We start from the raw sequence: 26,215 nt of genomic DNA, 5'->3' as shown, positions 1-26,215 counted from the left end.
AGGTGAGGCGGTGGAAAGAACCCGCAGCGACCGGAAGGATCCTTATGAGCGACGTGCACGACCCGGGCGGGAACACCGCCCCTGCCGCAGACACCGGCCTGACGACAGCCGGCGGCTACGCGGTCCCCGTGGATCCGATGGACCTCCTGCAGTGCGATTCTCAATCAGATTGTCAAGCTGAGTTGAGGGGTGTCGGGGTTGAAGGTTGTGCCGTCGCGGAGCATGGCCCAGATCACGTTCATTCGACGCCGGGCGAGGGAAATGATGGCCTGCTTGTGCGTCTTCCCCTCCTTCCGCTTCCTGGCGTAGTAGGCCGCGGACGTGGGGCAGTTCGTGGAGGCAATGAACGCGGCGAGGAAGCAGGCGTTCATGAGGCGCCGGTCGTAGCGGCGGGGCCGGTGGTGGTTGCCGTTGATCTTCCCGGAGTCGCGTGGGGCGGGTGCGAGGCCCGCGAAGCTGGCGAATCGGGCGGCGGTGCCGAACGCGGTCAGGTCGGTGCCGGTCGAGGCGAGGAAGTCGGCCACGAGGCGTTTCCCGAAGCCGGGGATGGACATCAGCTGGTGTGCGAACGGATGCTCGGTCAGGCGCGCTTCGATCTGGGCGTCGAGTTGCAGGAGCTCCTCGCGCAGCCGCAGCAGGTCAGCGGCGATCTTCGCCACCAGCGCCGCGGCCGCGGCTTCACCGTGCACGACGGTGAGCTGCGCGTTGGCGGCCTCGAGTGCTTTCAGGGCCATCTGGGCGGGCAGTCGGACGCCCTGCTTCTTCAACCAGCCGGTCATGCGGACCTGGCCGGAAGCACGCATCGCTGTAGCGGTCTGGTAGCGGGTCAGCAGGATCAGTGGGCCCTTTGTCGCGGCGTAGTCGAATGCGCCTTCCAGGCCGGGGAAGTAGTGCAGCAGCAAGGCGCGGAGCCGGTTGATGGTGCGGGTGCGGTCGTGGACGAGGTCGGCTCGACGGTGGCTGAGGATCTTCAGCTCGGCGGTGACATCATCCGGCACCCGGACAGCTTCCAAGTCACGACGGACGCGGGCCTGGTCGGCGATGATCGATGCGTCCTTGGCGTCGGTCTTGGCCTCGCCGCGGTAGGTCTGCGAGGCGTGATGGACGACGCGGCCGGGGATGTAGAACAGCGTCTGCCCATGATCAGCAAGGACGGCCTTCATCAGTCCGGCGCCGCCGTGGTTGAGGTCGGTTGCCCAGAGCAGCTGGTCGCCGTCGGCGACGGCAGCGACGTCGCCCATCAGGGTGAGGATGTCGGCTTCGGTGTTCGCGAATCGTCGCGAGAGTCGCTTGTTGCCGTCCTCGTCGATGACGAAGCAGTGATGGTGAGTCTTTCCGGCGTCGATTCCGGCCCACAGTTGTGGCACGCAGATGTCCCTTCTTATTCGTGGATGCGGTGCGCGCCGTCAACGACCAAGCCGGCAAGTCCTTACATAGCGATTGGTTCGCGTTTCTCAATTAGCGGTCGTGCCGTTGCGGGCTCCCGGGTGGCCAATCGCATCGAGCCATTGGAAGGCAGACAGCCTGCTAGCCATGCCCGGGAACCCTGGCGCGTTCCGAAGCCTACAAATGCCCCGGACCCGCGCTTCAACGGTAAGGACAGCTGCCAATGAGGGCGACCCTCGACTACGACGTCGACGAAATCTCCCGCCTCTCCCCCGAGATTCCGCTGCAACCGGCCTCGGACGACAAGAAGCGAGTCGAACGGGCTCTCGTCGACGACTGGGACCGGCAGATGAAGCAGCTGGAGGAAGACGGCTGGGAGCTGGTGAAGGTTAACCGAATGGAAGACCGGCGCCGAGGAACGTACCGGATCTTCAATCAGCTGCGACGAGTCCAGCTGGCTCCGGAGGAAAAGTGCCCGGACCAGTGAGCCACTGGTCTGCGATCCGCTCGAGCAAGCTCGCCGTCGCCCTCGTACTCTGCTGGCTGGCCGTGCTTGCCCTCGTCTTTGTGCTGACGCCGACCGCGTTCTCTGCCTCCAAGGAGTTGAGCTCGCTGCCCTGGTGGGCGTCTACGCTCATCATCCTGTGGACCGTGCCCATTGGGCCGGCCCTGTGGGCGGCGGCGATCACCGGGCCTCTCTTCATCGCGATCCCCATCCGAGAAGTCCTGCTCGACAGGGGCGTAATCACCGTCCGCTATCGAACGGCACCCATGCCGTCTCGAGTAGCCGCAACCATTCCCGCCGCTCGTTCTTTCAGGGCAGTGGCTGCACCCGTCGACGACGACACCGTCGTCACCCCACGATCGCGTCGCATCGTCGGCGCCTAACGAAAGGAATCACGATGGCCGGCGAGACCGTCATCACCGTGGTGGGAAACCTCACGGCCGACCCCGAGCTGCGCTACACGCAGAACGGGCTGGCAGTCGCCAACTTCACCATCGCGTCCACTCCCCGCACGTTCGACCGCCAGGCGAACGAGTGGAAGGACGGCGAGGCTCTCTTCCTGCGCGCGAGCGTCTGGCGCGAGTTCGCGGAGCACGTCGCCGGTTCGCTGACCAAGGGGTCGCGCGTCATCGCGCAGGGCCGCCTGAAGCAGCGCTCCTACGAGACGAAGGAAGGCGAGAAGCGCACCAGCATCGAGCTCGAGATCGACGAGATCGGCCCGTCGCTGCGCTACGCCATCGCACAGGTCACCCGCGCCCAGTCTTCGGCCACGGAGGTAGACCCCGGTGACATGTGGAACCACCCCCAGTCCGCCGACGAGCCGTGGGGGGCCTGATCCGATGCAGGTGCACTGGAGCGACTGGGTCGGCCTTGGGCTCACGATCGGTATCGCCATCTTCATGATCGGTTGGTACGTGAGAGACCACGTCTCTCGCCGGCGGACGGCCGCCGAGCGCGGGCGGCCAGCGACTCAGAATCCGCTGAAGCAGTAGAAGAATCGGAAGGTGCTTCCGCTGAGGTTGTAGCTCCAGGGGAAGCTGAAGTCATAGGACTCGTAGGCGTTGCCCTGGGGGCCGGGATCATGAGTCGCGAACTGGACCGGGTCGGGGCACTGCGAGAACGGCATGTAGTAGCTGTTCATGCCCGCGTAGGCGGCCCGTGTCGGCTTGTCCGGGATGGGGACAGCCCCGGAGGTCGCGCCGCCGATGTTTGCGCCGCAGGCGGTCAAGTTGGCCACCTCTGTACTGAGCGAGGCGTTGCCACCAAGCAGGGTGACGGTCTTGATGCCCCAGCCCTGAATGTCGGCCAAAGTGCGCTGTGGAATGCACCAGCCGGGCACCGTGAGCAGCGCGGAACCCTCCTTCGCTGCCAGGGCTCCCCGGCCAGCGCGTCGGGGAAGTTCAGCCCGTTGGCCAGGTACACGTTCTTGGGCGGGTTCGCCGCGCTGTACTTGCCCTCGTTGAGCAGCTGCGAGGTGGCGAAGCGGTCAGAGCCATCGTTCTCGGTCACGTTTGCGATGCTGCGCAGATCGTTGACGAGGTAGGGCGGCATGCTGATGCCTCCACCCGCCGTGACGATGTTGAAGGGAGCCATCGAGCGGATCAGGTTCATCGTCTCGGCATCGATGTGCCCCAGGTTGGTGTTGATCAGCACCACTGGCGAGCCGGTTGACCCGGAGATGGCGGAGGCGGACAGCGCGTCGGGGAAGTTCAGGCCCGAGGCGACGTAAACGGTGTCGTTGTTGCCAGGGAACGCGTAGGAGAGCAGGGCCTTGTTGGTGGCGAACCGGTCCCCGCCGGTGACGCGTGTGATCGACGGGGCGAGTTTAGAAAGCGCGGAGTAGACGCTGCCGCTCACGCTGTTCGGGCCGCCCACCACGACGATCTGGCTGGGCTGGAGTCGCTGGATCTCCGTCGCAGTGGCGTCAGGAAGCGACCAGGTTGTGGTGAGCAGCAGCGGGCCGCCCTGCTTGACCGCGGCGGGGCCTGCGCCCAGCGCGTCGGGGTAACCGAGGCCGGAGGCGATGTAGACCACGGGAGCGGTACCGGGATAGGACTGCTGGGAGATGCTCACCGCAGTGGTGAAGCGATCCCCTCCACTGACTCGCGCGGTCGTCGGTGGCGTGGTGGAGGCCAACGGGAGTCGAGTCACCGATGCTGAGCCGCCGTTGGTGACCAGCGCCGCGTCCCCAGTGGGCGCGATGGCAATGTCGCGCGGATACTTGCCGACGGCGACGGGAGCGCCCTCCTTCATCGTGCCCAGGTTGATCACCGAGACAGTGCCGGCAACCAGGTTGGTGATGTAGGCGCTCTGGCCGTCGGGAGTCAGCGCCAGCTGTCCTCGGTCGGCTCCGCCGTTCGGAGTCGGGAAGTACGTCGCAGGGGCGTAGCTGATCGTCTGGATCACCCGAGCGGTGGCGACGTCGATTGCCGACAGCGAGGCGGTGTAGGAGTTGCTGGATGCGCCCTGCTCCGAGACGTATGCCTTGCTCCCGTCAGGAGAGAACTTCACGTCCTGCGGATACCAGGGCAACGTGATCGTGCCGGTGACCGTGTTGCTCGCCGTGCTGATCACCGAGATGGTGGAGTCCACGTGGTTGAGCGCGTACAGCTGGGTGCCGTCAGGTGACAGCGCCAAGGCCGTGGGCCACTCCCCTACTGGGATGGTGGCGGTGATGGTGTTGGTGCTCAGGTTCACCACGGACACCGTCTTGGTCCCCTGCTGAGTGGTCCCCGGCGAGCCGTTGCTCACGTAGGCGGTTGAACCATCAGTGGTGAGTGCGATCCGTTCGGGATACTTGAATCCGCTGATCGTAGTGGTGACCGCCTTGGTGGCGGTGTCGATGACCGAGACGGTGTGGCTGCTGTAGTTGGCTACGTACGCCCTGTCGCCGGTCTTGCTCACGCTCACGCCGTGGGGGTTGATCCCCACCGGAATGGTCGCAGCAACCTTTCCCGTGTTGGGGTTGATCACCGACACGCTGCCGGGGTTCTCAGCGTCGAGGTCGTTGGTGACATACGCGGCCGAGCCGTCAGGCGAGTACGTCACCGACGCAGGGTTGTTGCCGACCGGAAAGGTCCCGGCGTCGGCTACCGCTGGAGCCGAGGCCATCACTCCTACGACGAGTAGCAGTGCGGTGGTAGCGAGAAGCGAGCCTGCCTTGGACAGCGAACCAGTCGACGGTTGCACGTGGGCCTTCCTGAGAGATGAGCAGCAGCTGTAACGTTCGCGACCTTCGAGACTCAGGTCTCCGCGGCCGCCTCGCTTGTCGGGGTCTCCCCGGGATGGGCTCCCCCAAGACCTCGCTCGCGCGCGAAAGTCCCGCCGTCCGCAAAAACGGTGACGGCTTCTCCCCGGCGCGCGCCGCTGCCCGCTCGATGAACGCCTGCTGTAGCGCGCTCATTCGCACGTGGTTGTCGGCGGAGAGCCGCTCGTCGTCCTTCTTCGGTGGCCGTGGCATGACGCGAGTATATCCGTAGACCAGAAACGTTGACACTCTCGCCGTTATTGGTCTACGGTTTCAGTTATTGGTCTACAGAAACCGGGAGGTGACCTTTGAAGCAGAAGAAGGACGCGGCGACCAGATCGCCGCAGATCGACAAGGATCCGATCATCGATCGCTTGGTGACACAGTCGATCCCCCGTGACCGAATGGGGTCCGAGCGTCGCGCTGAACTGCTCCGTACCCGCGCCGCCACTCTCCGCTCCCTGCAGGAGCGCGGCTGGCGTCATATCGGCTACGAAGGCGGCGACTATCACGAAGGCTCCCGTCACTACTACATCGTCGACAAGCTCGTGGCCCCCGACCGGGCCGACGAGTCGCCGCGCCTCTACGCCGTCAACTAACCGGTCGCGGCTGCACGGCCGACAGAGAGAAGAGATCCATCTCGCCTCTCGACCACTCACCAGCGCGCCTCTGTGGCGCATCACGAGAGCCGAGCGCTCTAACCTAACCAAGGGGGAATCACCTTGAGCACCGAGAACATCAGCGATGCCGCGCGTCCACGCGGCCTGAACCGCCTGTGGGCGTGGGCGCGGTCGCATCGCGGCTCCGCGATCGCTGTCGCTGCCGGCGCCGCCGTCGTGATCGCAGCGGCCGCGGTCGGCATCCCCGCCGCCGTCGGAACTGCACAGCACTCCGACGCTGACGCGGCGTACCAGGCCGCACGGATCAAAGCGGTCACCCAGTACCGCCAGGACGTGAAGGCTCAGAAGGACTTCGCGGCCGCTGTCGCGTCTGCCGGGGAACTGCAGAAGCAGCTCACCCAGATCCACGACCAGGCGAAGGCCGGTCAGTACCTGCCGGACGCGGAGGTGAAGACCTTGGCCGCGCAGCTGGCGCAGCTGAAGATGTACGCCGGATTCAAGGCCGGCGCACCGGTTCAGGATCCGCACCCGGCCGGAAAGCCGACCTCCACCACGGAGCAGCTGCGGCAGGAGACCGCGCGCCTGACCGCCCTGGTCGATCGGCAGGCTGGTGCGGCCGGGAACACCCTCAAGGGTGGACCCGGGATCGCCTCCCAGGTGAAGACCTCGAACCGTGCGCTCGCGCAGATCGTGACCGGCCTCGACAAGTCATCCGACTCCGCAGCGATTCCCGCGCTCGACGTCGACGCGAAGGGCGTGATCACCGCCCTCGCCAAGGCCGGGCAAGGCCAGAAGGACGCGCTCACCAACGCTGCGGCCGCCGCCAAGAAGGCGGTCCAGGAAGGCGAGAACCCGGCTCCGCTCCTCCTGGACTTCCTTGCCAAGGCCAAGGCGGTGCACGAGTCGCACGACGCCACCGTCGCAGCTGAAGCGGCGGCGGCTGCGCAGGCCGCTGCAGAAGCGGCCGCGCGGGCTGGACAGGCCACCTACACCGACCCGCGCACCGGCGCGACGCACCCCACGCCTGGCGGTGGCGGCCGCGGCGGGTCGGGTGGCGGCGGCTCCACTGGCGGCGGCGGTTCCTCCGGTGGCGGTGGCGGTGGTGGCGGCGGCGGTTCCTCCGGTGGCGGTGGCGGTGGTGGCGGCGGTGGCTACACTCCGCCGGCGGTCGACCACACTCCGCACGTCGTCGCCAACGGCGCGTACTCGCCCGGCTGCGATGGAGCGAAGGCCTACTCGCAGACCACCTCGAGCGGCGGAACCATCGTCATCAACGTCGGTTACCCGTACTCCTACAGCACCTTCAGCACGGACGACGGCTGGGGCCTGACCGTCTACGCCTGCATGTAAGCCGCGCCGCGTAAGCGGCGCCCGGCGCCTCGTCCTCCCCCTTGGCGGGGCGCCACCCCCAATAAGAGAACCCCGCGAGCCACTGGCTCGCGGGGTTCTCATATTGCTTGGGTCAGGACGCGACGGCTGCGATCATCACCACGGTGCGACCGTCCTCCGTCGACGCCGAAGCGAAGGACACCTCGGTGCCCGTCGATGCCAGGAGCAGTTGCCGCACATCGGCGGGGCCGTCCTTCTGCGCAGAGCCGAACAGCAGGATCTTCTCGTCGATGCCGCCAGCGCCCGCGATCAACGCGACCTGCCTTCCGCACACCGGCGAGACGCCGAACGTCGACCGTCCGTCGTAGTCGTGGACATGCTCACGAACCCAGGACTCCATGCACGCATCCGGAGCCAGCGCCGGCGCAATGGGCTGTGCCGCGGAACCGCTCACCATCGCGCGCGCCATCAACAGCTCCTTCGCGAACGAATCAGCGTAGAGCCCCGTCGTCGACCGCGCCGGCGACGTCGGGTCCGCTGCACCTACCGGCAGCGTGCGGTTCGAGGCAACCTGCGGCTGCGGAGGCGGCGTGTAGACCGCCTCCGGGGTTTGAGCCGACTTCGCGTTGGCCTCCTCACGCTTCTTCTCCGCGGCCGCGGCCTCCTGCTTCACCTTGAGCTCGGCCGCGGCACGTGTCTCTTCCGTCTCCCCCACCGGGTGGTGCTGCGCGTACACGCGCTCTGCCGCGGACTGGGCGCTCAGCGCACCCACACCGAAGTAGAGGCCAGCGGCCGCGGCCGCCACAATGGACGTGGCGACCCCCGCCGCGGCAAGGGCTTTTCGCCGCGACGACATTCCCTTCCGGTGCGCGCTCACGGGAACACCGTCACCGTCACGCCGCCACCGAGAGGACTCATCGGACTGACGTAGCCCCATGGTGTCGCGCAGTTGTACTGCGCGTTGGTGTAGGTCACGTTTCGCTGCGTGCCCCGGGTGTCCCAGTAGTCACCGAACCCGAAGTTGTGCCAGTACGTTGACCCGTTCCAGTCGGTGGACATCCAGCCGTTCGAGTTGAGGTTCGACCCGGCGGCGCAGTAGGTGATGTAGTTCACGGCGAGCGACGAACAGCCGCTCGGCGCGTTGCACGTCGAATGCGTCCAGTAGATCGGGGCGGTGTACGTGTAGATGTTGTACGCGTTCCAGACCGGCGCGCCGGGCTGCGCCATCGGCGTGATCCACTCGCGCGATTGCACCTGCACGACAGGGCTGTAGAGGCCGTTGGGCGACGCGCAACGGGTCTGCAGTCCCATCCCGTACGGGTAGCCCTGCAGCGCATAGGACGGGCCCCAGTTGACCTGTGTGAGGTTGTTCGTGAAGGGGCCCTGGTACTGAACCGCGTTGTTGTACGTCTTGCTGGTCGTTCCCGCGTGGTTCTCGAGCTGAGACGCCTGCAGCGTTGTCCCGGCCGGGCAGGTACCGGTGAAGTTCCACTTCACGTTCCCGGAGACGTAGTTGCCGTTGTAACCGGTGCGCGTGTAGGTCATGTTCGCCCCGGCGGGCGTGGCCGGCCAGGCCGTTGTGATCGCGGCAGGTGACGACTTCGCCGAATCGTCGCCGACGCCGGCGGTGACCCAGAAGGTGATCGTTGCCCCGTATGTCGTTCCCAGGGCGAAGGTCTTCGTCGCGGTCAGAGCGGTCGTTTCCGGCATCTGGTCGTCCGTACCGAAGCTCGTCGACCAGGACGGCTCGTAGGAGGTGGCGAGGCTCGACACCGCCGTCCACGTCAGGACATACTGCTCGGCCGAAGAGCCCTGTTTGGCCGTCAGTCCGGGAGCGGGAACATCCTGGTGATAGTTGGCTGATGCGTCGGTGGTCATGCTGCCGGTTCCGCAGGCCGCGGTGAGAGTGACAAGGCCGCTGCTGCCGTTCTGCACACCGGCCAGGTCGAGGCTGGCTGCAGCGCCGGTCAAGGTCATTGCGGAGACCGTGTTGACCGGAGCCAGCCCCACCGGGGAGCTCGCCGCGTACGTGAGAGTGAGAGTGGTGGGCTGTGCGGCGCACACGCCGCCGACGAACGTCACCGTGATTCCCTCCCGTGCGCCGGAGTAGGCGGTCCCCGTGCTCTGTGAGCGCACGATGCTGGCGATGCGGAGCGTAGCCGGGGTGGGGATCTGTGAAGTCGGAGGGACGTAGCGAAGGTTTGGGTCTGCGGCCGGGAGATTCGTGATGGCCGTGGTGCCGGTGAAGACCCGCTCTCGGGATCCCACGGTCAGGTCCTTCACCGCGCTCGTGATGCTGAGGCTGACGCTGTACGGGCGCAGGTCGTTCCAGTCTGCGTCGGCGACGTCCGCCGGCTTCGCTCCGGATTCAAGGTGGGGATCACCCGACCCATCGAAGGTCAGTGTCCGGTGTCCGAGGTTCTCGTACGTGAAAGCGGCGGCAGCGAGCTGGTCAGCCTGCATATCGCCGCCTGTCGGACGGGTGATCGGGGTCGTGCTGGTGCAGGCGCCCGCGGTGGTGGCGCTGCTGACGCGCACGGTCTTCTCCGGCGCGTTGCCCGCGATTGACCATGTCGTGACCTTGCAGGAGTCGCCGTCTGGGGAAAGCAGGGCGACCGTGTCGTCGTCGAGACCGCGGACAACGGATGAAGCCCGGACATCCCGCTCGAACTGGATCCGTGAGGCGTCGGCGTGGGCCGAGACGCTGGCCGAGGCACCCAGGATGCTGCCCGCCCCTGCGAGTGCGACGACGACTCCACCAATCAGCAACAGCTGGGCTGCGCGGATCGGTGTGGTGATCGCCTCCTCGCGGGCGTTGACGCTGATGCCAGCGCGGCCGCGAAGGAAGCGCAGGCGATGGGAGAGGAAGTTGCTCTTCACGGGTTCTCTCACTTCCAGATCGGTGCGGTGAAGCCGGTGGGTCGCGGCATTCGCGTGGGGGTCAGGGGGTTCGTGGCCAGGGATGCGTTCCAGAGGCCACTTCCGCCAGTGCCGATCCCCCAGAGGTTGCCGTCGGTGTCGACGGCGGCCGCGGTGTCGAGGTCCGGGGCGGCGTTGATCGAGCGGTAAGTAGTGGCCGAGCTCACGGGGGTCAGGGTCTTCACGACGGTGGCGTCCCAGCCGATGCCGAGTCGGCCGGCGCTGGCTTCTCCCCAAGCCCACAGGTGGCCCGCGTTGTCGAGCGCGAAGGCGCGGCTTCGGCCAGCGGCGACGTCGACGATGGTCTTTCCGACGCCGACCCGGGTCAGGCTCGGGCGATCGGTTGTGGTCGTGTCCCCGAGCTCGCCAGTGCTGTTCTCCCCGGCTGCCCAGAGCTGGCCGGTCTTGTCGATCGCGTAGATGCTGGCTGCGCCGGCGGCGATGCGAGTGAAGATGGTGGAAGTGCTGAGCTGTGCAGCCGTGGCAGTGTCGGCGGTTGTTCCGTTGCCAAGCTGACCGGACGTGTTCTTTCCCCAGGACCACAAGCGGCCCTGCTCGTCGATGGCCCAGCTGCTCGCCCCGTTGGTCGCGACGGCGACGAACTTGGTCGACATGGCGATCTGCGTCGGCACGAGGTACGAGGTCTTCTTCCCGTCGCCGAGCTGGCCGGCGGTCCCGTTGCCCCAGGCCCACAGTCGGTGAGTGATGTCGATGCCGAAGCTTGATCCGTTCGCCGTGGCGACCGCGATGAACTTGATTCCCTTGATCGCTGTCGGGCTGCAGGCCGTCGATGTGTTGCCGAGGCCGAGCTGCCCGCTCGAGTTGGCCCCGTAGCCCCACGCCGTGCCGCTCGCGTCGAGGAAGAAGGCGGAATCGGCGCTGGAGACCGCGTCGCGTACATTCTGCGGGGCCGTCAGGGCTGTGGCGGCCACACCCGTCGAGGTCGCCCCGGTTCCGGCCTGGCAGGCGTTGTTGGCCCCGTAGACCCAGGGTCGCCCGGCGCTGTCGATGCCGTTGCGGGGCGACGCGTCGACCCAGCGTGTGCCCGCGGCGGGTCCCGACATCTGGCTCGCGGTGACCTTGGTCACGGTCCCGCCGGCCACTCCCCAGATTGTGAAGACGTGGCCCTCTTCGGCGGCCGCCCATGTCGGCTTCCCATCGGAGCTGATCGCGGTGACATGTGTCGCAGCGGTTGCCTGCAGCTGCACGTCCCGGGTCATGGTCAGGTGCGTGTCCAAATCGTCGGCTTGGATGCGCAGGGTGCGCGTGGTGTCGGTGGGGGGCAGCGGGTCCGGGAGCACGGTGGTGCAGATGCTCCCACTGGGGGCGCATTCGCGGCCGGTGCTGGGGACAGTGGGAGAGCTCAGTGACGAGTCGAGCGCGGCGGCGAAATGCTGTGCGCGACTCTCCACGGCTAGGGCGAGAGTGTCGTAGGTGGCGGTCCGCTTGGCCTGGGTGGCGGCAGAGAAGGCTGTCACGCCGATGGTGCCGATTGCCAGTGTGGAGGCGAGGAAGAGGGCGACCCCGCCGATCATGGTTCCGGTGCGGCCGGTCAGGGCGCGGCGACGGATGAGAAAGCTCACGAGATGACTCCTGCGTCGTAGATGAGGACGGTCTTGACGAGTACCGGGCCGTCGGAGACCTGCAGCCAGATCCCGCCGCCAGGGCGGGCCGGGATGGTGCCGAAGTAGTTGGACGGCGTGTTGTCCAGCGGGATCGTCGCAAGGACGGTTCCGTCTTGGATGAAGCGGAGTTCGCCACCTGCACCGACGGATGCGGCGTTGAGCAGGTATCGCCAGGCGCGCGGGGTCGTGGGTGCGACCTGCGACAGCACTGAGGAGTCGGTCGGGATCGGTGACGTGGTGGCAACGCTGGTGTTGACCGTGCCGATCGCAGCGGGGGCAGACGGGTCTTTGCGCGCGATCGGCGCGGGGATCAGGGTGCTGGCGTCGTAGGCGCGGAAGAGTTGTGCGTGCAGGCAGGTGTCATCGGTGCCGGCCGAGGGTCCAGTGCACGCCCCCGGCTTCGGGGTCCGCTCCTTCGGTGCGGCCGCGAAGTAGGTGATGCCGGTCGTGTCGCTGGTTGCCCACACGGCGGCGTTGACGATGTTGCCGCTGGGCACGGTCAGCGGGATTGTCGCTGGGGCTCCCGCGGTGCCCCAGGGGGTGTCGTTGCGCTTGTCGCTGACCAGTGCGTCGATGGCGGCCTGCCGCTCAGCTTGCAGCCCGGTCGCAGTGAGGACCGCTGCCGCGCTTGGCAGGACGCGCGTGCTAGCGGCGGCGATCAGCGTACCGACGAGGGCCAGGAAGATGACGTCCTGGATGCTGCCGCGGTTGCCGCGCAGGGCGCGCCGGATGCTGCCGGATGCGGGCCTGGTCTGGTTGTTCATCGTGTCCTCTCTGCAAGCTGAATGGGGGCCGGCCGGGGCCGGCCCCAGGGCGTCGGGTCAGGCTGCTGCGGGGCAGGCAATTCCCGCGTCGGCGGCCGACGGCTGGCTGTCGAAGGACTTCGAACTGTTGCCGTGCGTCCAGAAGGTGCGGCCGCTGTCGGACTTGACGGCTGCGCAGAAGGCGGTGTCGCTGGCGGCGACGTTCAGCGTGTAGCCCTTGGGCACCTCGACGAGAGGAGCGCCGTTGGCGGTGTTCGTGAGCGTTGCCGCATCGGCGTAGCCGTCGTGGGTCGAGCTGTAGAGCTTCTCCTGGCTGTTGACCGAGGACACGAAGGATGACGCGCCGTTGTCCTTGAAGCTGTTGATGAAGCCGGGGCCGAAGGCGGCACCAACGATCACGAGGATGATCGCGGAGACGATCATCATGACGATGCCTTCTTTTGAGTTGAGTGCGGGCATGTGGGTTTCTCCTTAGTGGATGGGGTTTGTTGGTCGGGTTGGTCGGGTGGGCGCGGGTCGCTGTCGGGGAGTCAGATCACCTCCCCGAACAGGCCGTGGGTGAGCCAATAGAGGCTCACGCAGGCGGAGATTGCCAGCGCGGGCCCCATGGGCAGCGCGCGGGCGCCGCTGACGCGCACCATCCCCGCCTGCAGCGTGGTCGAGAGCGCCAGGAAGATGGCCGCCAGCGGTAGGTTGCTGGCCGCGAACACTGCAACGGGGATCCCGATCACCTTGATGTCCCCAGCGCCGATCTGCTGCTCGGTGCCGCGTCCCTGCGCGTCGAGGGATGGCTGAGCGTTGACGGTGTACTCGAGGAGGAGGCCCATAGCGGCCACGCCCGCGACAACCCCTGTCGTCAGCTGGGCGGGCGATGCGCCGTCGACGCGGAGGCCGAGGATGGCGGCCGCAGCCAGGCACACAATCGTGGCGCCGTGGATCGTGTGCGTCTTGATGTCGATCACCGCGACGACCAGTAGGCCGGCGGTGACCAGAAGGATCGCCAGCGGAGCGGCCGGGACGAGGTCAGACATTGATCTGTTGCACCTGGAACAGGATCGCCATGACCTGGGGGACGATGACCGCGATCATCATCGCTCCGAGCAGCACCAGGCTGGTGGTCTCGACGCGATCGGCGAGCTTCTTGCCGAAATCCGCCATCTCCTCGAAGGCTTGGGTCTGGAAGTCGTCGGCGCAGGCGAACAACACCTCGGCGCGCTTGGCAGGGGTCAGCTGTCCGGCAACTCGGTCGGCGAGCGTCCAGGGCAGATACTCGGTGTCGAGGACCTCCACCAATGGCGCACCGTCCTTCTCCATCCGCTCGAGGTGAGCGGCGACGTGGTGCGCGACCGCAGGGCTGCCGGAGGCCTCCCCTGCGATCCGGAGCGCTTCTGTTTCGGGCAGTCCCGCATCGAGCGCGGCCGCCAGGACCGCGCTGAGCTTCGATGCTGCGTCCAGGCGCAGGATGTCCCGAACGGTGGGGATGCGGAACTGGAGCCGGTCGAGTTTGAGCTGGTAGGCCGGGTTCTTGCTGCCGGACGCCTTCCACCAGGCGCGGACGGTGAGGCCGATGACCAGTGCGGCGATCGTGGCGACCACGAGTGTGTTGGCAGTGACGCGCATGATCTGGATGAGCAGATCGGTCTGGCTGCCCATCGTCGTCGTGTCCGGGAAGGCGAAGGAGACGATGCCCCAGAACGTGGCGATGGTCAGCGCCAGGAGGCCGATCGGCTTGCGCAGCTGCCGGTTGAGCGTTCCGCGCACGTCGGCCGACTTGATGATGTTCTCTGCAGCGCGCCGCAGGTTGGCGTGCAGCGTCGCCGGTGTCACACCTGCCTTGATGAGCTCGCGCGCGACCGGGGGGATGATGGCGGTCTGCGCGCCGAGGGCGTCGGCGATGGAGTCGCCAGTATCCATGGCCTTGGCTGCTGCCAGGTACGACCTGGCGATCACCTCGGAGCTTGACCGCTCCCCGAGCTTCTGTAGTGCGTCCCGTTCGGGAACGCCCGCCTCGAGCTGATTGGCGAGGTCCTTCAGGACGCGGGCCATGTCCTGGGGCCGCGTCTTCCGTCGGCGCTTCTTTCGCGCGTCCGTCGTAACCTCAGCTGCAGGAGCCGCGATGGTCACGTCCGAGGCGGCTTCAGATACGGGATCGCTGGGGCGGGCGAGAGTGAGTACGTCGCTCATGGGCTTCCTTCCGGGTGCAGGCGACTTGTTCCTTCGCCTTCACCTCTAGATGTGCCTGCCCGCGCACTCAGCACGTTTTCGTGCTCTGAGCGAATGCCCCGGACTCAGGCCGCCCGTAGAAGCGCCGACGTGAGTCGGTCGGGATCGGTCAGCTGTGCCCGAGCGGTGGCCTCGTTGAGCTTCCCGGCGCGGACCAGTTCGGCCAGCGACGCCTCTTTGGTGACCATTCCCCGCTTCCGGCCTTCGCCGTGGAGATGCTGCCGGATGTGATGCAGGTCGCTGCCGGATCCGCCGCGGATCATGGCGGCCAGGGAGAGGTCGTTGAAGGCGTATTCGCGCACCATGGCCAGAGGATGCTCGTCGTGGCCGACCGAAGGGCCGTCCTTGCGCACGAGGTTCTGAACCACGACGGTGCGCAGCGCCTGGGCGAGCTGGACGCGTGCCAGGTGCTGCTCATCGGCCGGGTAGTAGGCGATCATCGCGGCGATGGCATCCTCGACCGATCCGGCATGGACGGTGGAAATGACCAGGTGACCGGAGAGCGCCGCTGACAGCGCCGCTTTGGCGATCGCCGTGTTGCGGATCTCGCCCACGACGATGATGCGCGGATTCGCGCCCTTGGCGCTCTCGATGGCAGAGGCGTAGCTGTCGACGTGGGTGCCCACCTCCCGCTGGGTCACCAGGGCAGTGGCGTGCGGGTACTGGAACTCGATCGGCTCCTCGATGGTGGTGATGTGCACGGCGTGCTCGAGGTTGATCGCGTTGACGATCGCGGCGATTGCGCTGGACTTGCCGGAGTTGGTCGGCCCGGCGAACAGGATCAGCCCGGAGGGTTGGGTTGCCTGTTCGACGATGGCCCACGGGATCCCCAGCTTCTCGATCGTCGGGAGGGAGCGGTTGATGAGCCGGCAGGTGGCCATGAGGCCGCCGAGCTCCGTACGGAACGTCACGCGGGCGCGGAATGCCTGACCGCCGTCGAACGATGCGAATGCCTGTTTCGATCCGCTCGCATTCAGGGCGGACGCGCCGCCGGGCACGAGCAGGTCGGCCAGCTCCCTGACCGCATGATCGGCCAGCCGCGGCTCTTCGCTCGACGCGAGGGTCTGCTGGTGCTTCACCGCGAACAATGCGCGGCCCTCCAGCAGGTGTAGGTCGGAGTAGTCCGCGCGGCCGAAGCGGTCGATCCATTCGGTGATCTGGGCGATGCTCACAGGGCGACCTCCCGGCCGATGGTGCGCACGGCCTGATCCTGATCGGTGACGCCGGCGCGGATCAGCTCCTGCAGGTTCTGGTCGAACGACGTCGACGCGGCCGCGGTCATCTGGCGCAGCACGCTGGCGGACGTGCCTTCGACCATGGCGTCGACGAGCTGGTCGTTGTTGACCAGGACTTCGTGAATGGGCTGCCGCCCCACGTATCGCCTGCCAGCGTCGCGGGAGGCCACCTTGCGCACGAGGCGCTGCGAGAGGACGCCGATGATGCTGCTGAGAGTCGCCAGGGGCGGCGCCTCGGAAAGTTCGAGCATACGTCGCATCGCGGTCAGGCCGTCGTTGGCGTGGATCGTGGAGATGACGAGCCGTCCTGCCTCGGACAGCTGCTGCGCAATGCGAGCGGTCGCGGCATTGCGGATCTCGCCGATGTAGATGACGTCGGCGTCGGACCGGACGATGTGCTCGAGGTGGTGCGCGTAGGTAGCGGCCGCGTCTCCGGTGTCGACAACCGGGATCTGGTCCACGCCGGGAAGGATGCGCTCCGGCGGGTCTTCTACCGACACGGCGATTCCCCCGACGCGGTTGAGGGTGTCCAGGAGCAGGGTCTGCGCGGTGGATGACTTGCCTTCGTTCATCGGGCCAGCGACGAGGAACAGGCCGCGCGGCATGCGGAGACACGCGTCCACCTGCGCCCGGTTGATGGTCGTGAAGGAGAGCTCGTCGATGGAACGCAGCGGACGGGACTCCGGGAGGCGCAGGTTCACCTTCTCCCCTCCGTCGACGAGCGGGAGTCGTTCGGCGCGAGCGCGCACCTCGTGCCCGTTGTGAGTGAAGCGCAGGCTGCCGCTGACGGAGTTGGGCGAGTCGGCCTGACTTCCGAGCGCGGCCTGGTTCTTGACGGAGCCGAACAGGCGAGCGGAAGCCTCCGCGTCGTAGGTGACGACGTCGTGAATCTCGCCCTCGAACCGCACCTGCACCCGCATCTGCCGGGTGCCGGCCTTGCCGGAGCTCATGGTCAGGTGGACGTCATGGCTTCCGGCCTCGATCAGCGCAGACAACACGTCGCCGGTGTAGTCGGAGAGCGATCCGTCCCGGATTTGCGCCAGGGCCGCGTCGAACGGGGTGTCCGTCGCCGGGACTGCCTGGTCGACCGCCGGTGCATAGGTGTCTTCGAGCAGAGTCATGGTTGATCCTTCCGTGTGGCTGATGAGACCAGAGGGCGCGGACGGTGGTGGCCGTCCGCGCCCTCTGTCTGGTTACTTCGTGGACGTGCGCTTGCTGCGACGGGTGGCGACCAGGAGGACGGTCCCAGCCGCGCCGAGGATCCCGACCAAGGCCAGACCGATCGGCAGGTAGGCCGCTTCGTCGGAACCGGTCTGGGCGAGGGCGTCGACGATGGTGGTTTCACCGTCGGCACCGCACTTGCCTTGGTGGGTGATCTCGCCGCGCGCATTGCGGACGGTCTCCACCCAGAAGAAGGTGCCCGCGTCGGTGAACGTGTAGTCGTCCGAGGCGTACTCGCCGGTGGCGGGAAGTGGCTGTGGCTTGCCTACCTTCACCTCGTTCGTCACCGTGCAGACCGGGGTGGAGCCCCGCTGCTTGTAGACGGCGAATTCGATCGTGGCGTTCTTCGGGATGACTCCTGTGACCATGGCGGTGTCGTGACCCTTCGAGCCGATGCTCACCCGAGGCGTCGCCTTGGTCACCACGTCGTCCTCGGCGACGACCGTCTTCTCCTTCTGGTCGCCGCACTCCCCCGTGTTGATGACGGTGCCGTCACCCGTCCGGAAGGTGGCCACCCAGTAGTAGACGCCGACCTTCTTGAAGATCACGTCGGCGGACGGGAACCGTCCTGCCTGATCGACAGGGACCGGCTTGTTGTAGAAGTAGGCCGGGTCGCGCTCGAGCGGAGCTGTCGGCGTGGGCGACGGTGTTCCTGCGGCCGCAGCGTTCGGCGCAGCGGGCTGCTCGGCCTCAGGGACGTATCCGGTGTTGAACACCTCGTTGTCCGCCTCGCATACCGGCTGGTCGCCCAGGTCGTGCTGCAGGTAGGCGGCGAAAGTCACCGTGTTCGGGCAGCTCGTTGCACCGTCAGCAGGCTGGCTAGTGCCGCAGTAGGGGGCGGGGATCTGGCCGTCAACGATGGCGGTGTCGTTCGTCTCGTCGCCGAGCGCAACCGAGGCGATCGCCTCCGTCGACACCGTGGGCGGGGAGACCTTGGTGACCTCACCCTGAGTCGCCCATCCGTCGGTCCAGTCCGCGAAGTACCCGGCCCCGGGACCGTCCTGAATGATCGACCACACGTTCACCAGGTAGCCAGCAGCCGTCGGTGGAGCGGTGATCTTGTCGGAGCTGTAGTCGCCGGGCGCGGTCACGGTGACGTCAGTCGTGTGGAACAGCTTCACCTCGGCCGGGATGCTGTCGCCAGGAGTTGGAGCGGTGTCGCCCTCTACCCAGTACGTCTTGTTCTGGAAGTGCGCGGGGATGGGTGCGCCGCCGATGGTCGGCCACGGTCCCTGGTCGAGCGAGACGGTCAGTGCGTCCGAGGCCTCGTGCCCGAACCCAACCTCGTCCGCCGATGCCTTCGAGACGCCGGAGAGCTTGGCGGCGACGACGTGCGCTTCCGCTTGCAGGCCGAACTGATCGGCCCAACGGTATCCGTCAGGCATGAACAGCTGCGCTCCGACAGACGAATCGGTCGCGTCGATGTCCCAGACCCACTGGTAGAAACCGGGCGTGTGGTTGGCTGCGAGCACGGAGGGGGCCGTGTACTGGCCCGGGCCGTTGAGGGTCACCGTCGCGGTGCCGGCCACGGGTGCACCAACCGGGACGGTCGCTGACGGCGTGGGCTGGTCGGCGAACGGCCCGTAGAGCGTGCCCTTGGCAACGACGGGGATGTAGCGCCCAGACGTGGTCTGCCGCCAAGGCTGCGAGTCGGCGGCGACGTCGGCCTGCAGAGTGTCGGTGAAGCTGCTTCCCTCGGCGACGAATCGGCTCTGAACGGCGGTCGTGACGACCGGGGAGAACAGGGTGGAGCGCTCGACGGGGTCGCTGGCGCTGATGGTGTAGTTGGCGCGCTGCGGGCTCGTCGTTCCCGCCTTGATGACGCGCTGCTGGCCGCCGGTGTAGTAGATCGTGACGTTGCCGTCGTAGGTCCACCCGGCTGGTGCGTTGACGTTGCCCGTGGCGCTGATCTTGTAGAACGGGGTGCCGTCGGTCGGGACGCCCTTGACGGGGTAGGTGCCGTTGCCGACACCGTTCTTGGCGCTGCTCCCCGAATCGGTGAAGATGCCGTTGGTCAGCTGCAGGTTGACGGTCGCTCCGGCTGGGAGGTTCACCACCCGCAGCGAGCCGGTGTAGTTGTTGTTGTCGACGCTGAAGCTCATCGAGCCGGTTAAGGCGGGAACGTTCTGGGGCTGGTTGTACTGGGTCTCTGTCTGGTCCCAGATGTAGTTGAACGCGCCGAGCACTGTCTGGTTGCCGTCGATGTAGTGGACGCCGGTGTTGTAGCCCTGGCCGTTGTAGTGCGCCCAGGTGGACGTGTACGCGTAAACGTAGGCGTTCACCGCGGCCGCCTGGGTGGCGTCGGCGGTCTGGCCCCACCTGGTGAGTGCGTAGTTGAGCCGCTGCAGCACGGAGCTGTTCAGAGGGTCACCCATCTCGGTGGTCAGCGCGCCGACCAGAGAGGCGCCCCCGGTGGCTCCGCTCGGCCAGTCGGCTGACGAATCCATGCAGTAGGCGCGAGAGCCGTCCGGGACGATGTAGTTGCCCAGGTAGCCGCCCTCGGGAGTGATCCCGCTGTAGCCGGCGCCGGTGGATGCTGCCTCAGCGGGAGCGAGCGTCCCCATGCCGATGGCGCCGACGACGGCGAACGCGCCGATGCTGAGCGCGAGTCGCTGCAGTCGCTTCATGATCGGCGACTTCCGATGCCGGCGTCGCGGTAGCGGCGTGTGCCGCCCTCGCTCGGGTGACAGGCCGGCAAGCCGGCGCCGTCGGGTGTTTTCGTTCCCGGATTTCATACTGCGACTGGTCCTTTCCCGCTCGGGTGGAGGCGGAGGTCAGGGCAGGAGCTAGGGTTCCCGCCTTCACCTCTAGATGGGCCGAGGCGCGCAGTCGCACACTTTTCAGCGAGCGAGACCGGCGAGAACCCTCAGCTGGCGCACACGGCTGGCGTAGAGACGCAGCGCGACTCGATGCGTCGCGGACGTGCGCGGATCGAAGTCGCGGTTGAGCAGGAACGCTCCCAGGAGCGAGGTTTCGCGTTCGCGGCCGCGGCCGCCCCAGGTGATGTTGCCGATCGCCTGCAGTTCGATCTTGCTCACGCTGGGGAAGACCGCCGCGGCCTCTTCGAGCTTCGCGCCTTCGTGGCCGGAGTGCGTGGGAGTGTTGTCGGTCATCCAGTCGACGATTCGGGGAAGCTGCCCGGCGAGGCCGGCGGGTGTCCTGGGGAGCAGGGTGCGGACGGTGAGCGCCACCGCCTCATCCACCGTCGCGCCCTCGCGCTCCACAATCTCGACGGGATCCAGAACGGTCCAGGCTGGCATCACGATGCTGGCGTCTTCGACCCACTCCATGACGATTGAGACCTTGTTGCGGCGATGACCGGTCTCCGCGCCAAGCCAGACGGGCAAGAAGGTGCGTGCGTAGGAGAACGGGGACGCAGCGTTTTCCGCCAGGTAGCGGCACTTCTCAGGGTCGCCGATCATGGCGACGAGCAGCAGGTTGACGAGGTCGTCGTCGTCGTGCTCTTTCCGATACCGGGGCCCGTTGCGCTGGGTGATGAGGTGCACCGAGGGAATCAGCTCGCGGCGGAGGTCCTCGATGAAAGGGGCGAGATCGTCGGACGCCAAGAACGCGGAGGGGTCCTGGGAGAGGCGGGCGATCGAGGCGCGAAACTGCTCCTCGCGCGCCGCACTCACGCGCTCACCGACGCGGGGGCGTGCAGAGATAGATGCCGGGACACCTGGTCGTGGAACTCGAGAACGCGCATGAAGCCGCTGATCGTGGCTTCCCAGTCCATGAGGTTCTCATTGCTCGAGAGCAGGGCGGCCGCGAACTCGTCCGGGCTGGTCTGGGACACGACCGCCTCGATGCGCGACAGTCCCTCCACAACTCGGTCGACCTTGCGAGCATCTTCGGCCGCGGCGAGTGTCGACGGAGCGAGGATCGCCTTGGCGTAGAGCTCCTCCGCGCGCTTGAAGGCACGGTCCCCGGATTGGGGATTGCTGAACCGCTCGACCTGTTTCAGGATGCTGTTACGTTCCGCCGTGCTTAGGCGAGGATCCCTGACCCAACTCAGCACCGTTTCCCGGCGCTCCGCACACAGCTCCAAATCGCTGGATTGGATGTCAGTCTGTCCCCGCACGCGAGCACTCTACCGAAATAGATAGAGACATGTCTACCGAATCAGAGAGATACCGTGATTCGGTGCGCTCTGCCGGTAGGTTTTTTGCATGGTTCGAGCACAGGTCGACGGCGCAGACGAGTTCTCGCGCCGCATCGTGCTCAACATCGAGCGGTTCCGGGACAATCCCGAGCAGACGAACCGGACCAAGAAGGTCGTTCTCACCAATCGCGACCTCGCGAAAGCAGCCGGCCTCAGCGAGAACTACTTCTACATCCGCATGCGGTACGAGAAGCCGTTCAACGTCAATGACATCACCGCACTGGCGAAGGCTCTGGGTGTCACACCCGATGACCTCACTGCGGTTCCGACCGAAGACCCCATCCTGCGACTTGATGGCCCGGAGTTGGCCCGACGACTCCGCCAGCTGGCAAGCGCCCCCGTCCAAGGTGGCGACGAGTTCCGTGCTGCGGCACTCGCGAAGAGCTTGGAAGACCGGGGAATTGCGTTCACTGCCGAGCGTTGGTCCTCCCTCACGGAAGAGACCGCGCCCGTCCGCATTGCGGAGTCGCTCATGGTGGCGATCGCCGAGTTCTTCGGCGTCGACCCCTCTACCTGGTGAACTTCCACCACGTGGAGGTCACGGAGCGAACAGAGGCAGAGCTCGCACTCGAGAGTGCGCTCCACAAGGCTGGAGCCAAGAGCGTGTCCGCGCGGTCCCTCGGAGAGATGTCACCCTCGGCTCTCCGAGAAGTAGCGAAATCGATCAAGGACATTACGAAACGAAACTAGGTTCATGTACGTCAATTCGGGTGACGTCAGGCAACAAACCATCTGGCCCACAGCGGCTCAAATCAAGCAACGCTCCGCAGACAAGTTCTCCTCGCTGGATCTGACTCCGGATGCCGACCTCGCGTACGTCATTCGGCGCGCCGAGGAGCGGATCGGAAAGCCAATCCGCATCGAGCCGGTCGGCAACGAGAAGTGGGAAACACTCACGGCTCTTCTGGTCGAGACCGACGAGAGCGCCAACATCCTGATTCGCCACGACGACTCAGAGATCTACCAGAATCACTGCATCCTCCACGAGCTCGCGCACGTCATCTACAACCACCCCGGTTGTCGCACAGCGAAGGCGACGGCGCCGGCCATGGCGCACAGCGACTTCTCCGACAAGGTCCGCGGGCGGATCCTCGCCCTCGAAAGCGGCGAGCTGACTGAGATCGAGGGCGCGTCAGCGATCATCGAGGGCGAAGCCGAAAGCCTCGCCTACCTCCTCGCGCGCCGGCTGCTGCGCCCGCGCCACCAGGCGGACGAGCGGATCTTCGGGTAATGCGGGGGCTGCAAACCGCCGCCCTCCTCATCCTCGCAGTCGTCTTCCTGGCTCGCACTCTCTCCGCCGTGCGCGAGCCTCGAAGCCGGCTGTCGTGGCTTGCGTCCGGGGCGGGGACGCTGGCACTGCTGACCCTCGGAACGGCGATCCCACAGCCGGTTGTGGACGGCTGGATCGGAGGCCAGAACTGGCTCAACCTGGTGCAGAACGTGCTCTGCACCGTAGCGTTCTGGCTGGTCACACAGGCGGCCATCTCGCAGGATGGACGTCGACGGACACTGCGCTGGTGGCCGCTCATCGCGGCCCTCGCAGCCTTCACCGTGCCCTTCCTCTTCATCGTCGACCGCGGATCGACTGACTACTACTTCATCCCTCACCGCACCGGGCAGACGGCGATGTGGCTCTACGCCTCGATCTACATGGCGACGATTGCCAGCATCTCCGTCAGCCTGATCCTCGGAGTCCGCGGGCGCCCTGCCCGCGCCTACCGCTTCTTCCGCGTCGGCGCGGCCATCGTGATCCTGGCGTGCGTCGACGAGATCGCCTACCTCACCATCGCCCGGTTCAACCTCGGCCCGGGGATCGTGGTGGACGTGCTCTATCGCCTGTTCGACCTGTTCTTCTACGTCGGCGTGATCCTCATCGTCGCCGGCATCGCCTCCTTCACCGTCGTCCGGGTGCTCAGGCTGCTGAACCTGCGCCACAAGCTGTTCTGGCTGCGCCGCGTGCTCCTCCGGCGGGGCTTCGCCCCTCCCCCAGTGGAAGACCCGAGCGACCTTCTCGGCGCGGTGTACGACCACGTCATCGCCATCCGCGATCGCCAGGCGATGCAGCAGTTGACGCTTATCCCGGCCGAGCTGGGCTTGGTGAAGCGATCCGAACGGATCATCAGCCGGCACCTCGCCAGCAACGCCCCCACAACGCCCGACTCGTACTCCCTCAGCTACGGAGCCACATCATGATCTGGATCATCGTCATCCTGGCGATCCTCGTCGTTCTCGCCCTCGCCCTCGGCGCGCTGACTATCCTGCTTGCGCGCCGCGTCGTCATGCCCGGCTCCCCCGGGTCATCACCATCCACGAAACCGGCGACGGAACCGTGACGCTCCAGAACGACGGGAAGACGGATCACGCCGGCCAATTCGGCCTCTGGTTCGGTCAGGACGGCCACGCCCTGATCGGCCCGGTCCTCTCCCGCGACCCCGCGGCTGGCACCGTCACGCGGCAGATCCTCACTGTCACAGCCGGAAAGCTGGCTGCTGGCGAGGGGCGTTGGACCGGACACGTGTTCCCGCATCCGCGCGCGCTCGAGCGCAGCGTTGAGGACGTCGACGTCTCGGTCGCAGGCGGGGACGCTCCAGCGTGGCTCATCCGCCCGCAGCACCCGGTTCGGCCGGAGACCTGGGCCATTCACATCCACGGCGTCCGGACCACCCGCATCACCGCCCTCCGCTCGGTCCCCGCGGCCGACGTACTCGGATACACCTCGCTCGTGGTCTCCTTCCGCGGCGATACCGAAGGTCCAGAGGTCCTCAACGGCGCATCCACTCTCGGCCTCGGCGAATGGCCGGACGTGGACGCCGCGATCGCCTACGCACTCGCGCACGGCGCGCAGCGCGTCGTCCTGTTCGCATGGTCGATGGGCGCCAGCATCGCCCTGCAGCTCACAGAGCACAGCGCGCACCGAGACGCGATCGCTGGCCTGGTCCTGATCGCGCCCGCGACCGACTGGCGGACCGCAATCCGGCATGGCGCGCAGAAGGCCCACCTTCCCCGTGTCCTGGGCTCAGCGGCCATCCACGCGCTGCAGGGACGCCTCAGTAGCCGCATCGTCGGCCTTCCCTTCCCCATCGACTTCGATGCGCTCGACTTCACCCGGTTCGCCCGGCTGTCCGTACCTGCGCTCGTGATCCACTCAGACGGCGACCAAGAGATCCCCGTCGAGCTCTCGCGCCGCTTCGCTGCCGCGCATCCGGGAGTCGTCACGCTGACCGAGTTCCCCGGAGCGGCCCACGCGTGGGAGTACAACGTCGACGCAGCCGGCTTCAACGCGGCGATCGTCGCCTGGTGCCAGCAGCAGCTGACACGCTGATCCGTCTACCAATACAGATACAGGCCTGTCTACCCATATCGGATAAGGTGCTGTCATGCATCACGAGGCCCTCTTCGACCCGGAAGACGTAGACCAGGCATCCAACACGCCCGCGAGCCTTCCATTAAAGCCGGTCTTAACCGGACAAGATGAGCGCATGGCTGGTAGCAACGCAGGCAAGAAGCGCAACGTCTTCGCTCGCGGCGACGAAACCGCGTGGCACTCCGAACTGACCTTCTCCGGCTTCATCCGGGACCAGGTCAACGCTGCAGCGGAAGAGTCGGGCAACTACTCCCCCGCGTTGTACCTCGAGCTGTTCATCCGCGACTACGTCGCAGAGCACGGCGCCCTTCCGCCTGTACCGGCCTCCCTGATCACGACGACGGAGGTGTCCTCTACGGCAGCCGCTTAAACAGAATCGGGCCCGCCTTGCGGCGGGCCCGGAAAATCTGGAGCTCAAACCCTCAAAAGTTTGGCGACCTGCGAGGTTCGAGCTTCTTCCCTAAGTAAGCCGGAAATGCCCGGAGGCTTTTCCGTACCCTCGGAGAGGAGTTGGCAGCATCGTAACCCAGATTTCGGGTTCCTGCACGTGCGCACGCGATCCGCGTGTCGGCGTGTCGGCCGCATCCCGCTCCGTCGCCCGTCTCGTCGACGTCGAGCTTCCGCTGTCCCTCTCCCCCGCTACTTCCCCGTCCCGGCCTGCCACAACGACGTGCGCGGCAGCTGACGGGTCACATCCTGCACGTCCGATCGACCTGGTCGACGGCGCGTGCGCGCAGCTCCTCACGGTGAGGAGGACGGTCACCTGATCTAGCGCAGAGACCGCGGCCGGCGCATGACGCCCGCCCTCACCCGCACCGGTCGGACCCGCACAGCGGCCCCGACGCATCGCATCGAAGGAACGCCGAGTCACAGTCGGCGATCTTTGTGCGCCAAAAACAGAGCCGAGCACATACCGGCAGCTTTGCTGCGCCCATTTACAGGCCGGAGAGGTCACCAGAAGCCATGAGAACACCCGTCGCCCCGATGCGCGGCCGCCGTAGCGCGGCCGACGCTGGCGACCGCTCCTGGCTCCCCAACCCCGGCGAGGTCGCCGAAGCCCTCCACGCTCAGGAAGCCCGAGACACAGGGCAGCCGCCTTCGCCCAGGGCCGAGCCTGCTCCGCGCAGCTGGGCGATCCACGTCCCGGCCGAGGAATGGGCGAAGATCCCCGCCTGGTGGTCCGGAGCGCACTGGTTCGACACCCTCATGGACTGGACGCTCACCCCCGAGCGGGAGAAGGCCCGGCAGCGCTGGCACGTCGCCGACGCCACCCTGCTCGCGATCGCTCACGTGCTCCGCTACGCCGCCGAACCCGCCACAGGCCGCCACGTCACCCTCTCCTACGCCACCATCCGCGCCCGCGTCCTGGCCAACACCGAGGCCGCCGAGGGACGCACGATCCGACTCAAGGCCGACGAGAGCGTTCGCCTGGCCATCCGCACCCTCGAGGCCGGCGGATTCGTCCACGTCCACGCCACCGGCCGGAACCTGCTCTCCCGGGAAGAGAAGGCCGAGGCGTTCGAGACGCACGGCGGCCACCAGGAACAGGCCGCGAACGTCATGGCGCTCACGCTCCCCGCCCTCAATGCTGTGGATAACTCCGCATCCCTAGATC

General features: G+C 66.8%; 26 protein-coding genes. 11 read left to right on the top strand and 15 right to left on the bottom strand.

All coding sequences use genetic code 11. From position 1 onward, the window contains the following. Positions 1 to 164: 164 nt before the first annotated feature. A complete protein-coding gene (locus ACR5MH_RS22255) occupies positions 165 to 1,367 on the bottom strand; it encodes an IS110 family transposase (protein ID WP_407791852.1) in 1,203 nt (400 codons plus the stop codon). 242 nt (positions 1,368 to 1,609) lie between these two features. Here ACR5MH_RS22255 and ACR5MH_RS22250 point away from each other — a divergent pair, with 242 nt between their 5' ends. The 3 genes from ACR5MH_RS22250 to ACR5MH_RS22240 are packed head-to-tail and all read left to right on the top strand — an operon-like array spanning position 1,610 to position 2,726. Next, entirely contained in the window at positions 1,610 to 1,873 is a 264-nt protein-coding gene (locus ACR5MH_RS22250; protein ID WP_115697647.1) for a hypothetical protein, read from the top strand. Further along, positions 1,870 to 2,274, top strand: a complete 405-nt coding sequence (locus ACR5MH_RS22245) for a hypothetical protein (protein ID WP_115697646.1) — start codon at positions 1,870 to 1,872, stop codon at positions 2,272 to 2,274. The genes ACR5MH_RS22250 and ACR5MH_RS22245 overlap by 4 nt, the downstream gene beginning before the upstream one ends. A gap of 14 nt (positions 2,275 to 2,288) precedes the next feature. Then, a complete protein-coding gene (locus ACR5MH_RS22240; protein ID WP_407791924.1) occupies positions 2,289 to 2,726 on the top strand; it encodes a single-stranded DNA-binding protein in 438 nt (145 codons plus the stop codon). A 135-nt stretch (positions 2,727 to 2,861) separates the two neighbouring features. Here the strand turns inward: ACR5MH_RS22240 and ACR5MH_RS22235 are convergent, their stop codons facing one another. Next, the gene (locus tag ACR5MH_RS22235; protein ID WP_433862720.1) at positions 2,862 to 3,128 is read right to left on the bottom strand and encodes a hypothetical protein; all 267 of its coding nucleotides are present in this window, start codon (positions 3,126 to 3,128) and stop codon (positions 2,862 to 2,864) included. Beyond that, the gene (locus ACR5MH_RS22230; protein ID WP_433862719.1) at positions 3,116 to 4,939 is read right to left on the bottom strand and encodes a cell wall-binding repeat-containing protein; all 1,824 of its coding nucleotides are present in this window, start codon (positions 4,937 to 4,939) and stop codon (positions 3,116 to 3,118) included. Before ACR5MH_RS22230 ends, ACR5MH_RS22235 begins: the two co-directional genes overlap by 13 nt. A gap of 507 nt (positions 4,940 to 5,446) precedes the next feature. On the opposite strand from ACR5MH_RS22230, the gene ACR5MH_RS22225 reads away from it, so the two are divergent. Then, entirely contained in the window at positions 5,447 to 5,737 is a 291-nt protein-coding gene (locus ACR5MH_RS22225; RefSeq protein ID WP_407791921.1) for a hypothetical protein, read from the top strand. Positions 5,738 to 5,860: 123 nt separating this feature from the next. After that, positions 5,861 to 7,108 (top strand): hypothetical protein, encoded by a 1,248-nt coding sequence (locus ACR5MH_RS22220; protein WP_115697642.1) that lies wholly within the window; start codon positions 5,861 to 5,863, stop codon positions 7,106 to 7,108. A 112-nt stretch (positions 7,109 to 7,220) separates the two neighbouring features. Here ACR5MH_RS22220 and ACR5MH_RS22215 read toward each other — a convergent pair whose 3' ends face one another. From ACR5MH_RS22215 to ACR5MH_RS22160, 12 genes are all read right to left on the bottom strand, one after another. Then, positions 7,221 to 7,964 (bottom strand): hypothetical protein, encoded by a 744-nt coding sequence (locus ACR5MH_RS22215; RefSeq protein ID WP_147295961.1) that lies wholly within the window; start codon positions 7,962 to 7,964, stop codon positions 7,221 to 7,223. Beyond that, entirely contained in the window at positions 7,961 to 9,979 is a 2,019-nt protein-coding gene (locus ACR5MH_RS22210) for a hypothetical protein (RefSeq protein WP_147295960.1), read from the bottom strand. Before ACR5MH_RS22210 ends, ACR5MH_RS22215 begins: the two co-directional genes overlap by 4 nt. Continuing rightward, the gene (locus tag ACR5MH_RS22205; protein WP_407791920.1) at positions 9,976 to 11,589 is read right to left on the bottom strand and encodes an RCC1 domain-containing protein; all 1,614 of its coding nucleotides are present in this window, start codon (positions 11,587 to 11,589) and stop codon (positions 9,976 to 9,978) included. The genes ACR5MH_RS22210 and ACR5MH_RS22205 overlap by 4 nt, the downstream gene beginning before the upstream one ends. Continuing rightward, complete coding sequence (locus tag ACR5MH_RS22200) at positions 11,586 to 12,395, bottom strand: hypothetical protein (RefSeq protein ID WP_115697638.1); 810 nt, start codon at positions 12,393 to 12,395, stop codon at positions 11,586 to 11,588. Before ACR5MH_RS22200 ends, ACR5MH_RS22205 begins: the two co-directional genes overlap by 4 nt. 57 nt (positions 12,396 to 12,452) lie before the next feature. Continuing rightward, on the bottom strand, positions 12,453 to 12,854 hold the full coding sequence (locus tag ACR5MH_RS22195; protein ID WP_147295958.1) for a hypothetical protein: 402 nt from the start codon (positions 12,852 to 12,854) through the stop codon (positions 12,453 to 12,455). A gap of 71 nt (positions 12,855 to 12,925) precedes the next feature. Beyond that, positions 12,926 to 13,426 (bottom strand): prepilin peptidase, encoded by a 501-nt coding sequence (locus ACR5MH_RS22190; protein ID WP_115697636.1) that lies wholly within the window; start codon positions 13,424 to 13,426, stop codon positions 12,926 to 12,928. Continuing rightward, complete coding sequence (locus tag ACR5MH_RS22185; RefSeq protein ID WP_115697635.1) at positions 13,419 to 14,579, bottom strand: type II secretion system F family protein; 1,161 nt, start codon at positions 14,577 to 14,579, stop codon at positions 13,419 to 13,421. The genes ACR5MH_RS22190 and ACR5MH_RS22185 overlap by 8 nt, the downstream gene beginning before the upstream one ends. A gap of 104 nt (positions 14,580 to 14,683) precedes the next feature. After that, positions 14,684 to 15,790, bottom strand: coding sequence for a type IV pilus twitching motility protein PilT (locus ACR5MH_RS22180; RefSeq protein WP_115697634.1), 1,107 nt, complete (start codon positions 15,788 to 15,790; stop codon positions 14,684 to 14,686). After that, the gene (locus ACR5MH_RS22175; protein WP_115697633.1) at positions 15,787 to 16,974 is read right to left on the bottom strand and encodes an ATPase, T2SS/T4P/T4SS family; all 1,188 of its coding nucleotides are present in this window, start codon (positions 16,972 to 16,974) and stop codon (positions 15,787 to 15,789) included. Before ACR5MH_RS22175 ends, ACR5MH_RS22180 begins: the two co-directional genes overlap by 4 nt. 72 nt (positions 16,975 to 17,046) lie before the next feature. Further along, positions 17,047 to 19,701 carry a hypothetical protein gene (locus tag ACR5MH_RS22170; RefSeq protein ID WP_115697632.1) on the bottom strand — a complete coding sequence of 885 codons (2,655 nt, stop codon included), beginning with the start codon at positions 19,699 to 19,701 and terminating at the stop codon, positions 17,047 to 17,049. Positions 19,702 to 19,914: 213 nt separating this feature from the next. Continuing rightward, positions 19,915 to 20,709, bottom strand: a complete 795-nt coding sequence (locus ACR5MH_RS22165) for a hypothetical protein (RefSeq protein ID WP_115697631.1) — start codon at positions 20,707 to 20,709, stop codon at positions 19,915 to 19,917. Further along, positions 20,706 to 21,155: a hypothetical protein gene (locus ACR5MH_RS22160; protein ID WP_407791918.1), complete on the bottom strand. Its 450-nt coding sequence runs from the start codon at positions 21,153 to 21,155 to the stop codon at positions 20,706 to 20,708. The genes ACR5MH_RS22165 and ACR5MH_RS22160 overlap by 4 nt, the downstream gene beginning before the upstream one ends. An 88-nt stretch (positions 21,156 to 21,243) precedes the next feature. Here ACR5MH_RS22160 and ACR5MH_RS22155 point away from each other — a divergent pair, with 88 nt between their 5' ends. The 6 genes from ACR5MH_RS22155 to ACR5MH_RS22130 all read left to right on the top strand — a co-directional run bounded on the left by ACR5MH_RS22155 (position 21,244) and on the right by ACR5MH_RS22130 (position 24,970). Continuing rightward, a complete protein-coding gene (locus ACR5MH_RS22155; RefSeq protein ID WP_407791917.1) occupies positions 21,244 to 21,756 on the top strand; it encodes a helix-turn-helix domain-containing protein in 513 nt (170 codons plus the stop codon). 174 nt (positions 21,757 to 21,930) lie between these two features. Next, a complete protein-coding gene (locus tag ACR5MH_RS22150) occupies positions 21,931 to 22,467 on the top strand; it encodes a hypothetical protein (protein WP_115697628.1) in 537 nt (178 codons plus the stop codon). Beyond that, positions 22,467 to 23,429 (top strand): hypothetical protein, encoded by a 963-nt coding sequence (locus tag ACR5MH_RS22145; RefSeq protein WP_407791916.1) that lies wholly within the window; start codon positions 22,467 to 22,469, stop codon positions 23,427 to 23,429. Before ACR5MH_RS22150 ends, ACR5MH_RS22145 begins: the two co-directional genes overlap by 1 nt. After that, positions 23,426 to 23,569 carry a hypothetical protein gene (locus tag ACR5MH_RS22140; RefSeq protein WP_407791915.1) on the top strand — a complete coding sequence of 48 codons (144 nt, stop codon included), beginning with the start codon at positions 23,426 to 23,428 and terminating at the stop codon, positions 23,567 to 23,569. The genes ACR5MH_RS22145 and ACR5MH_RS22140 overlap by 4 nt, the downstream gene beginning before the upstream one ends. Then, on the top strand, positions 23,566 to 24,558 hold the full coding sequence (locus ACR5MH_RS22135) for an alpha/beta hydrolase family protein (RefSeq protein WP_407791914.1): 993 nt from the start codon (positions 23,566 to 23,568) through the stop codon (positions 24,556 to 24,558). The genes ACR5MH_RS22140 and ACR5MH_RS22135 overlap by 4 nt, the downstream gene beginning before the upstream one ends. A 157-nt stretch (positions 24,559 to 24,715) precedes the next feature. Continuing rightward, positions 24,716 to 24,970, top strand: a complete 255-nt coding sequence (locus ACR5MH_RS22130) for a hypothetical protein (protein WP_115697624.1) — start codon at positions 24,716 to 24,718, stop codon at positions 24,968 to 24,970. The last annotated feature ends 1,245 nt before the right edge of the window (positions 24,971 to 26,215 follow it).

Origin of the sequence: Streptomyces sp. L7 (genome assembly GCF_050990935.1) — a bacterium.
In the GTDB taxonomy this organism is placed as follows: domain Bacteria; phylum Actinomycetota; class Actinomycetes; order Actinomycetales; family Microbacteriaceae; genus Leifsonia.
This window is presented reverse-complemented; position numbering and strand designations above follow the sequence as displayed.

Coding starts and splice junctions, on each gene's coding strand:
- ACR5MH_RS22155 (WP_407791917.1), top strand. CDS start 21,244: ATGGTTCGAGCACAGGTCGACGGCGCAGACGAGTTCTCGCGCCGCATC.
- ACR5MH_RS22190 (WP_115697636.1), bottom strand. CDS start 13,426: ATGTCTGACCTCGTCCCGGCCGCTCCGCTGGCGATCCTTCTGGTCACC.
- ACR5MH_RS22130 (WP_115697624.1), top strand. CDS start 24,716: ATGGCTGGTAGCAACGCAGGCAAGAAGCGCAACGTCTTCGCTCGCGGC.
- ACR5MH_RS22200 (WP_115697638.1), bottom strand. CDS start 12,395: ATGAACAACCAGACCAGGCCCGCATCCGGCAGCATCCGGCGCGCCCTG.
- ACR5MH_RS22175 (WP_115697633.1), bottom strand. CDS start 16,974: ATGACTCTGCTCGAAGACACCTATGCACCGGCGGTCGACCAGGCAGTC.
- ACR5MH_RS22240 (WP_407791924.1), top strand. CDS start 2,289: ATGGCCGGCGAGACCGTCATCACCGTGGTGGGAAACCTCACGGCCGAC.
- ACR5MH_RS22145 (WP_407791916.1), top strand. CDS start 22,467: ATGCGGGGGCTGCAAACCGCCGCCCTCCTCATCCTCGCAGTCGTCTTC.
- ACR5MH_RS22140 (WP_407791915.1), top strand. CDS start 23,426: ATGATCTGGATCATCGTCATCCTGGCGATCCTCGTCGTTCTCGCCCTC.
- ACR5MH_RS22185 (WP_115697635.1), bottom strand. CDS start 14,579: ATGAGCGACGTACTCACTCTCGCCCGCCCCAGCGATCCCGTATCTGAA.
- ACR5MH_RS22195 (WP_147295958.1), bottom strand. CDS start 12,854: ATGCCCGCACTCAACTCAAAAGAAGGCATCGTCATGATGATCGTCTCC.
- ACR5MH_RS22150 (WP_115697628.1), top strand. CDS start 21,931: ATGTACGTCAATTCGGGTGACGTCAGGCAACAAACCATCTGGCCCACA.
- ACR5MH_RS22250 (WP_115697647.1), top strand. CDS start 1,610: ATGAGGGCGACCCTCGACTACGACGTCGACGAAATCTCCCGCCTCTCC.
- ACR5MH_RS22170 (WP_115697632.1), bottom strand. CDS start 19,701: ATGAAGCGACTGCAGCGACTCGCGCTCAGCATCGGCGCGTTCGCCGTC.